This is a genomic window from Rouxiella sp. T17 (genome assembly GCF_036663475.1).
Classification (GTDB): Bacteria; Pseudomonadota; Gammaproteobacteria; order Enterobacterales; family Enterobacteriaceae; genus Rouxiella.
In genome coordinates, this window is the sequence record NZ_JAWUEA010000014.1 from 1 (window position 1) to 7,378 (window position 7,378).

General features: G+C 51.5%; 9 protein-coding genes and 1 pseudogene. 5 read left to right on the top strand and 5 right to left on the bottom strand.

All coding sequences use genetic code 11. The features are described 5' to 3' along the window. Positions 1-165 precede the first annotated feature (165 nt). On the top strand, positions 166-873 hold the full coding sequence (locus SC206_RS04670) for a S24 family peptidase (RefSeq protein ID WP_332734666.1): 708 nt from the start codon (positions 166-168) through the stop codon (positions 871-873). 131 nt (positions 874-1,004) lie between these two features. Here the strand turns inward: SC206_RS04670 and SC206_RS04675 are convergent, their stop codons facing one another. Next, entirely contained in the window at positions 1,005-1,280 is a 276-nt protein-coding gene (locus tag SC206_RS04675) for a hypothetical protein (RefSeq protein WP_332734668.1), read from the bottom strand. Positions 1,281-1,568: 288 nt separating this feature from the next. On the opposite strand from SC206_RS04675, the gene SC206_RS04680 reads away from it, so the two are divergent. The 3 genes from SC206_RS04680 to SC206_RS04690 all read left to right on the top strand — a co-directional run bounded on the left by SC206_RS04680 (position 1,569) and on the right by SC206_RS04690 (position 3,724). Further along, positions 1,569-2,258 carry a helix-turn-helix domain-containing protein gene (locus tag SC206_RS04680; protein WP_332734670.1) on the top strand — a complete coding sequence of 230 codons (690 nt, stop codon included), beginning with the start codon at positions 1,569-1,571 and terminating at the stop codon, positions 2,256-2,258. A 720-nt stretch (positions 2,259-2,978) separates the two neighbouring features. Next, positions 2,979-3,218: a hypothetical protein gene (locus SC206_RS04685; RefSeq protein WP_332734672.1), complete on the top strand. Its 240-nt coding sequence runs from the start codon at positions 2,979-2,981 to the stop codon at positions 3,216-3,218. A gap of 152 nt (positions 3,219-3,370) precedes the next feature. Continuing rightward, entirely contained in the window at positions 3,371-3,724 is a 354-nt protein-coding gene (locus tag SC206_RS04690) for an entry exclusion protein 1 (RefSeq protein ID WP_332734674.1), read from the top strand. Between the two features lie 393 nt (positions 3,725-4,117). Here the strand turns inward: SC206_RS04690 and SC206_RS04695 are convergent, their stop codons facing one another. The 4 genes and pseudogenes from SC206_RS04695 to SC206_RS04710 all read right to left on the bottom strand — a co-directional run bounded on the left by SC206_RS04695 (position 4,118) and on the right by SC206_RS04710 (position 5,890). Continuing rightward, positions 4,118-4,351 carry an MbeD/MobD family mobilization/exclusion protein gene (locus SC206_RS04695; protein ID WP_332734676.1) on the bottom strand — a complete coding sequence of 78 codons (234 nt, stop codon included), beginning with the start codon at positions 4,349-4,351 and terminating at the stop codon, positions 4,118-4,120. A 3-nt stretch (positions 4,352-4,354) separates the two neighbouring features. Further along, positions 4,355-4,858 carry a hypothetical protein gene (locus SC206_RS04700; protein ID WP_332734678.1) on the bottom strand — a complete coding sequence of 168 codons (504 nt, stop codon included), beginning with the start codon at positions 4,856-4,858 and terminating at the stop codon, positions 4,355-4,357. 349 nt (positions 4,859-5,207) lie between these two features. Then, a pseudogene (locus SC206_RS22050) lies at positions 5,208-5,594 on the bottom strand (relaxase/mobilization nuclease domain-containing protein); the annotation flags it as partial. After that, positions 5,591-5,890, bottom strand: a complete 300-nt coding sequence (locus SC206_RS04710; protein WP_332734682.1) for a plasmid mobilization protein — start codon at positions 5,888-5,890, stop codon at positions 5,591-5,593. The gene SC206_RS04710 and the pseudogene SC206_RS22050, both read right to left, overlap by 4 nt. A 221-nt stretch (positions 5,891-6,111) precedes the next feature. Here SC206_RS04710 and SC206_RS04715 point away from each other — a divergent pair, with 221 nt between their 5' ends. Then, positions 6,112-6,402: a hypothetical protein gene (locus SC206_RS04715; protein WP_332734683.1), complete on the top strand. Its 291-nt coding sequence runs from the start codon at positions 6,112-6,114 to the stop codon at positions 6,400-6,402. Positions 6,403-7,378 lie beyond the last annotated feature (976 nt).

Below are 7,378 nucleotides of genomic sequence, written 5' to 3' on the forward strand. Positions count from 1 at the left end.
AAGACAGGGGATTTTGCCGGTCAGGGCGTGAAAACGCCCTGAGGGCCGCTGAGGGGGTGCACGCAACGGATGTTATGGTAAATGCGGCCATGCTGATAATGTAAATGGGTACCCATCCCGAGTCCTAAAAACGCTCTACCTTCCGCCCTACCTAGGACAGTGAGCATGGACAAAAAACAACCCGACATTAATGCACGACGATTCAAGGACAAGGGCATTTTCGGCGAGCGTCTCTATGTCCTGAGAAAGGCCAGAAAACTGAGCCAGCGGCAACTTGGCGACGCTGTGCGGGTGTCCCACGTGACCATTTCCCTGTGGGAAAGCTCGGGCAGCCACCCTTCGGGGGCCAACCTTATGGCGCTCTGCCAAGCGCTGAGCTGCAACGCGAACCATTTGATGTACGGCAGCGAATCCGAAACCCCCGACACGCCGCTGCAACCCGTCTCCCTGTGTGTCCGCCATCCGGTTCTAAGCAGTCTTCAGGCGGCAAGATGGCGCGAACTGTTGCCCGATGCAGCACCGGAAATCATTGAAGCCTGGATGGAATCGGATGCGCCGCTGTATGGTGCCGGTTTCTGGGTTCGCATAACCAATGATGCCATGGATTCGCCGGTCGGATTGAGCATTCCTGAAGGGGCTTACGTATTGTTTGATACCGTGCGGGAAGCCATGGCTGGAGACTTGGTGATTGTCGGCATCAGGGATCATAGCGAGCCGATATTCAGAAAGCTGGTCGCAGATGCGGGGAAACAGTACCTAAAAGCCCTCAACCCAGTCTGGCCGCTGTCCATGCTGGACGAGCAGGTTGACTGGATGTGTGTTGCCGTTGAGACCAAGATCCGTCTTGTTCATGACATGACGCAACAACAGTAATCGCTATGGTTATCTTGAGTGCATATATTCAGAGACAGGAGGTGGGGAAAGTGCGGGAACAAGGGGGAAATCCGTTTAGGCATGGTCTTAATTTCGCCAGCTCACCCTCATTTATAATCTACAGGTACATATTATTGATTTAAAGTGTAAGCGCCTATTTTATCTAATATTTCTTCTACTTTGGCTCGACTTTTCGACGTTTCAGCCACGGCTTTTTCAACGACGCGATCTTTTACGAAGAAGTCTATGGCCATACTTGTTTTCTTCACGACATTCTCCATGGTTATTTCTCGATACGTCCCGCTTTTCTTTTGTTTCTCCAGCTCGATTTTCACGTACTGGTAGAACTCTTCAGGTGATTCATAGAGAGCGATCCCGTGAACCATCATGTCTAATGTTATTTCCATGTATTTCCCCCATGTGTCTAATTTCTTATTTTTATTCATTTATTAGGAAAAAGGCCAATATTTATTAAATATTTATCCAGTTTTAAATTTTTATATCCAATTAAGTAATTGTTGTGTAATTATTTTTTAAGTTTATTGATAGGAGGCGTTCTTTTAACGAGCTTCGCGATAAATTTAGCTTGAAGGTGTGTTCCGGATGTTATGGTCGATACATGACGTCCTAATAATGTAAAAAAACGAGACTAGGTTTGGAAATCCTTTTGTCAGCCTTGCTGGGGAATCCTTAATATGAACAAGCAGCAAAGAGATAAAATCGCTAACCTACCAAAACTTAGGGAGAAAATGGGCACGCGTATTTATGCTTTAAGAAAAAAAAGAAATCTTAGCCAGCGGTTGCTTGCCGACGAAGTAGGTGTTTCCAGCGTGACAATTTCCCATTGGGAGCATTCGAATATCAATCCTCGAGGTGACAATCTTATTGCCCTCAGTCTTGCGCTGGGCTGTACGTCAGCTTACCTAATGTACGGGTTTGAAATAGAGGATGCAGATGCCCCTGTGGCTTCTGACGGCAGATACGCTAATTATCTCTTATTGAACCGTATACAGGCTGGTGTCTGGCAGGATTCCTTATGGGACGAATCGCTTAAAAAAAACGGATCATGGATTGCTTCGGATGTGACACTCGGTGGGGAAGGATTCTGGCTACGTATCGTCAACAATGCTATGTCCGCCGCATCAGGTCTCAGCGTGCCTGAAGGAACCTTAGTGTTGTTTGATACAGAGCGTAAGCCTGAAAACGGTGATCTTGTTCTTATCAAGTTCAAGCTGATTGCTGAACCACTATTCAGGCAGCTGCTTACTGAAGGGGGAGTGAAGTACCTCAAGGCACTGAATCCTGCATGGCCCATCTGTGCGATTGATGCGGAGGTTGAATCAATATGCGTAGCCGTGGAGGCAAGACTTCGTCTAACTTTTTAAGGTAATAATGCTGGGGATTTGAGGTATGAAACCGTTGAGATTCTCAACATTTGAGCACGATGTACGACACTTATGCTTGAGATCTATTACCAGTCGTCGTAGTCTTCTGTTCAGAAACGAAAAAACCACCCGGCAAGGTGGTTTCTTCGAAGGTTCATTAACCGGCAAGTTTATGAACCGTGGTAACTGGCTTACACAGAGCACAGCAACCAAATCTGTCCTTCCAGTGTAGCCGTAGTTGGGCTATTACTTCAAGAACTCTATTAGTCTGCTTAACTACTCCTGCTCTGTGAACCTGTTACCGTTGGCTACCGCCAATGGCGATTTGTCGTGTCTGTCAGGGTTGGACTCAAGAGAACAGTTACCTGAGAGTACGTGGTAGTCGGGCTGAACGGGGAGTTCGTGCATACAGCCCAGCTTGGAGCGAACCACCTAAGCAGAACCCAGTGTCAGGCGTGGAATGAGAAGACGCGGCCATTAACAGCGGATAGACACGGGTATACTGTACGGTGGGAACAGGAGAGCGCACGAGGGAGCCGCCGGACGGAAACATCCGGCATCTTTAAGTCCTGTCGGGTTTCGTCCTTCTGATTTGAGTTCCGGAAATCATCCGATTTCTGTGAAGCTCGTCAGGAGGGCGGAGCCTATGGAAAACCGGAGGTTCGGGGTTCTGGCTCGGGGGGAAAGGGGGGTGCCGTTAATGTTACGTCCGGAGGATTTATGCCTAAACGATTGACCGTTGTGTCCAAGCCTGAAAAGCAGTTTCTTGATGATGCCGTGTTTGCAGCAGAGCGTGCCAAGGGTAAAAAGCTGTCCGGTCCGGAAAGGCAGGAAGTACTCCGTGTGGCACGTCAGCAGCTTCTTTCCCAGCGCGTAGCCGAAAAGGCCAAACAGGCGCGATTTGAAGAGCGACAGGCTGCCGAATTCACCTGGAATAAGCCCAAACCCTTCCGACGTTAGATTGCAATGCTCGCCGCAGTGTTGACTAGCGAAGTCTGTCAACGCGAGGAAGCGTTATAGCGTCCGTTTTTGCATATTGCACGGCCACTCTATTTTTGCAGTTTGTTTTTTCCCACCTTGGCCTACACTGTGCCAAAAAATCGGGAGGTTTTATGGCATGGCATACGGTGACACAGGCACAGAAACTCACGGGCAAAAGCCGCCGTACGCTTTATCGCGATATGGCCTCTGGCCTTGTTTCCTATAGCACTAATGCCCGCGGCTTTCGCGAGCTTGAGACCAGCGAGCTCATTCGTCACTATGGGGAACTGACCTCTGATGGCACAGAGGCGTGGCCCACCGTGGCACAGTCTGATGGCACAGAAAATACGGCGCTTCTTCTTGCCGAAATCAGGGCGCTGCGTGCGGAAATGACCGAGTTGAAAACGATGATGCTACGTATCGAGGATAAGAGCGTAACAGCTGAAGAAACCAAACCAAAAACGGCATGGTGGAAGCTTTGGTAAAGCGGAATCGGTAACTTTATGGAACAAACACATTGGGATATGGTCAGAATTTACAGTGCATTACCCTCCTGAAATGACTTGCCAATTTTTCCCCCGCCCAGTGCGGGATTTTTTTGCAGCGTAAAGATTAAAAAATTATTTTCCGGACCCGTAGTATTTGGCCGCCGATTTGGTAAATTTGTCCCTGTGCGTTGCAGGGATTAGTGCTCTTCGATAGCTACCCTGCTTTGGTGAACTCTCTCCCTGCAACGCACATAAAAAATCACATACTTGGTCCATAACTCCGGCGGGGTCTGTTTTCCTGCGCCAGTCTGTCCTGTTGTGCCTGCCACCGGTCGAGTTCCTGCCGATAGGCCTGTCTCGCGGCGTTTTCTTCGTTTATGTGGTATTGCCTCAACGCCTGTTCTGTTCGTAAAGGCTCTCGAACTGCCGGAGCTTGTTCGACAAGGTTTCGACTCGCTCGCTCAAGAACCCGACTTGCTTCGACAGCGTCGCGTTGTCCTGTGCAGTACGCTCGAACATGTCCTGCAAGGCGGCCTGCACCGTCTCTGAGGCCCTGTGTTGTTCTTTGAACTGCTGCGACATAGCCCTCAATGCGCTCAGCAAGTGATTTTCCAGCTCCGTCATGGTTTACCTCGTTATTTTCAGGGCGTTGTTGTTGCCTATTTTCCAGCCGGCTTCTGCTTTCGCCTCCTTCGGCAGCACCACGAACAACCCGCTCGTCTCCTGAACGATATCCAGTCCCCCCGTACGGTTCGCCAGATTCGCTAGGGTGGCGTTCTGCTGGCGTATCAACGCGCCGTTTTCCTCGATCTGCCTGCCCTGATACAGCGTCACTACCCAGCCGCTCATGTAGATAACGAGCAAGATCAGGGCGGTGCTCAGGGTCGGGATCGCGAGGCGATGAATGATAAACTTGTTCAGCAGGCCCTGCCGGTTGTCCCGCAATTCCTTGGACGTGTCGCGTAGCTGCTGGCGCATATCGCTGCGCATGGTATTCAGCTCGTGTTGAAATATGTCGTTCAACTCGCTGCGCAAACTGTTCAGCTGCTCTTTTGTCAGGTTTTGTAAAGTCTCGCTCTCTGCCTGATGTTGCTGCCTCAATCGCTCCTGCAGCGTCAAATTCACGCTCATAAAGTCCTCCCTTGAGTCGCCACCGCGCGCCGCTTTCCGGCTCGGTGACGGTGATATAATTTTTTCCTTCGCGCGTGACCTGCATGCCGAGGTCGGCTACGTGCTCGATAACGTCACGACGGTTGCGTATCAGTCCCTGCGCGGCCCTTTGCGTCAACACCGCATCGATAAGCAGTCTCGTGTCCTGCTGCGGCTTGTCGCCGCGCCTGAGCGCCGCCGCGGCGATTTTTAGCTCATAGTCAGGCTGTGCAATGTCACGCCGGCGGCTGGGGTCGTCAGGGTCGGCAAGGCCGTGTCGGGCGTTGATTTCGCTGCGCAGATCATCAAATGCGGCCTTTGCCTGGTCGCCCGGCGGGCGGATATTGAGGCTTTTTCCAGTACCCAGCTCGACGCGGGGCGTGACAAAGTGCAGCTCGTGATGGCCGGCATGACTGTGCCGAACCCAAAGAATGTTGTACTGGTCAGCCTCGAGCCCCGCGAACGCGACCTTTTCGAATCGATCCATGAATTCCTGCTCCATCGCGGGTGTGATGGTTTCTTCGGGGGCAAATGACAGTACGCCGGACGTGTATTTGTGTTTGAAATCCAGCGAATCAATCAGGTCGCGCGTTGCCACGGGCGAGCCGCGCAGCACAACCGGCGGCGCATCTTCCCGCCCTTGGCGCCGCGCGTCGGTCATGTAGTTGACGGAGCCGCTTCCCGCGCCGGTACCGTGCCTGCTAAAACCGATAATCATCGGGATATCTCGCCGATTTCACGCTCGAGTGCCATCAGGTGTGCCACCACGTCCACGGCAACGGCCGCCGACTTGTGTGTATTCACCCAGCGCGCAATCATGTTGAGGTTGGCGTTGATCCGGTTGAGCATGGCAACACGTTCGCGCTCGAGCTCCTTGTTGTTGACCCGCACCTTGCCGAGATGGTCGCGTACCAGTTCGGACATGGTGCAGCCGGCTTCTTCGGCGCGCAGTTTCAGCGATTCGAATTCGGCATCCGAGAACCGCACCCGCAGCATGTTTTCCCGCTTTTCCATACCGACTTCCCCTGTCGAATTTGACTTAAAAACAAGGCTACCCGATGTTGCTACATTTCGCCATGCTCAATTCCGCCCATCGGGCCTTGAAAGGGGGGACCCCTTTACCCCCAATCCAGAGCGACAGAAAACACCGCCGCCCACTTGTAAAATGTGCTGCTCACAGCAGTAAAATTTGGCTTAAAATATATGCTGAACACCGGTTGCGCGCCGGATTTAGCATGTCAATTTTTACCGGCGGCCCCTTCTCCGAGGCACCCACGATGACTAAAGACAATCACGTTAAATTAACCCATATATTTCTTGGCAAGGCAGCACTGGAGCTGCTTGACGAGAAAAGTGAAATTTCGCCCTCGGCGCTTATCGAACAGCTGGGATTCATGGCGTCACAGACCGAGAATGGAAGCGAACGGGATGCCTGCCAGCAGGCGATAGTCGCGATCGTCAGTTACATGAATGGCGGAGAAAACGAAAAGAAGACGGTAAGGCCGAAAGGTGATGCTCCTAACTAAATGCTGAGCGCCGGCTAGCCTGAAGGTGTTAACGAAAAACATTACCAATAACCCGAGGGTCGGCATGAATTGCGAAGCTCGGGTATCAGTTCATTTTTTCTGTCATGGCCCTGATGGCCGCCCTGCAGTCGTCTTTGACGATATGACAAGACGTTAAAGCAGCCTGTTCGTTGAGGCAATGTATGATGGAAATAGGCGTTACAGGCGTTTTTTTCTCAATCAATGACGCAACTGCCCTTCCTATTACCACTTGAACCCCGTCCGGTAACTTCTGCTGACTATTGCTCACTGATCTGACTCGCTGGAAAGAATACAGGCATTCAACGTATCACTATTTCCGATTTCCACCACGATAGACCTTCCATACGGCAATTTGCTCGGAAAATGGCTTCTGGAATGTCTTGTGAGGGGGGCGTTATCGTCGTGTTTAACCGAGATCGCCGCGAAATTATTTGTGATTCTTGAATCGGCCAACGTTGGTTTTTCTGCCGCGCCGGCGGCTTGGCCAACGGTGAACGGGCACGAAAAAATTTTCGTGCCCGTTCACCGTTTCCGGATTGGGACCGCGGTCCCAATTGCTGCTTGAGATATGCAAAAAATATCCGAGAGATATTTGTGAGATATACGTAATACGTACATTATCGGTACTTGTTACGTATTTCGGCGCGCGGTTTTTCGTGTGGGACCGCGGTCCCAGTTGACTACTTTTCTGCGATTGGGACCACGGTCCCAATCGCACTGTTAAATTTTCTTAAAAATTGGCGGTTGCTCCCCCATTTTGGGTCTCAAAAAACCTGTTTTTAGTCCTTTCACCCGCTTTTTTGCGCCAAAAAGCTCGCCGGCGGTTGGCGTGCATAGCTATGCACGGCCGCAGAATTCATCTGCGCCGTTCTGGGCGATTTTCGGGGGGCAAGACAGGGGATTTTGCCGGTCAGGGCGTGAAAACGCCCTGAGGGCCGCTGAGGGGGTGCACGCA

Excerpts from the sequence above, each read along its gene's own strand:
- SC206_RS04685 (WP_332734672.1), top strand. The coding sequence starts at position 2,979 with ATGCCTAAACGATTGACCGTTGTGTCCAAGCCTGAAAAGCAGTTTCTT.
- SC206_RS04675 (WP_332734668.1), bottom strand. The coding sequence starts at position 1,280 with ATGGAAATAACATTAGACATGATGGTTCACGGGATCGCTCTCTATGAA.
- SC206_RS04700 (WP_332734678.1), bottom strand. The coding sequence starts at position 4,858 with ATGAGCGTGAATTTGACGCTGCAGGAGCGATTGAGGCAGCAACATCAG.
- SC206_RS04710 (WP_332734682.1), bottom strand. The coding sequence starts at position 5,890 with ATGGAAAAGCGGGAAAACATGCTGCGGGTGCGGTTCTCGGATGCCGAA.
- SC206_RS04715 (WP_332734683.1), top strand. The coding sequence starts at position 6,112 with ATGTCAATTTTTACCGGCGGCCCCTTCTCCGAGGCACCCACGATGACT.
- SC206_RS04695 (WP_332734676.1), bottom strand. The coding sequence starts at position 4,351 with ATGACGGAGCTGGAAAATCACTTGCTGAGCGCATTGAGGGCTATGTCG.
- SC206_RS04690 (WP_332734674.1), top strand. The coding sequence starts at position 3,371 with ATGGCATGGCATACGGTGACACAGGCACAGAAACTCACGGGCAAAAGC.
- SC206_RS04680 (WP_332734670.1), top strand. The coding sequence starts at position 1,569 with ATGAACAAGCAGCAAAGAGATAAAATCGCTAACCTACCAAAACTTAGG.
- SC206_RS04670 (WP_332734666.1), top strand. The coding sequence starts at position 166 with ATGGACAAAAAACAACCCGACATTAATGCACGACGATTCAAGGACAAG.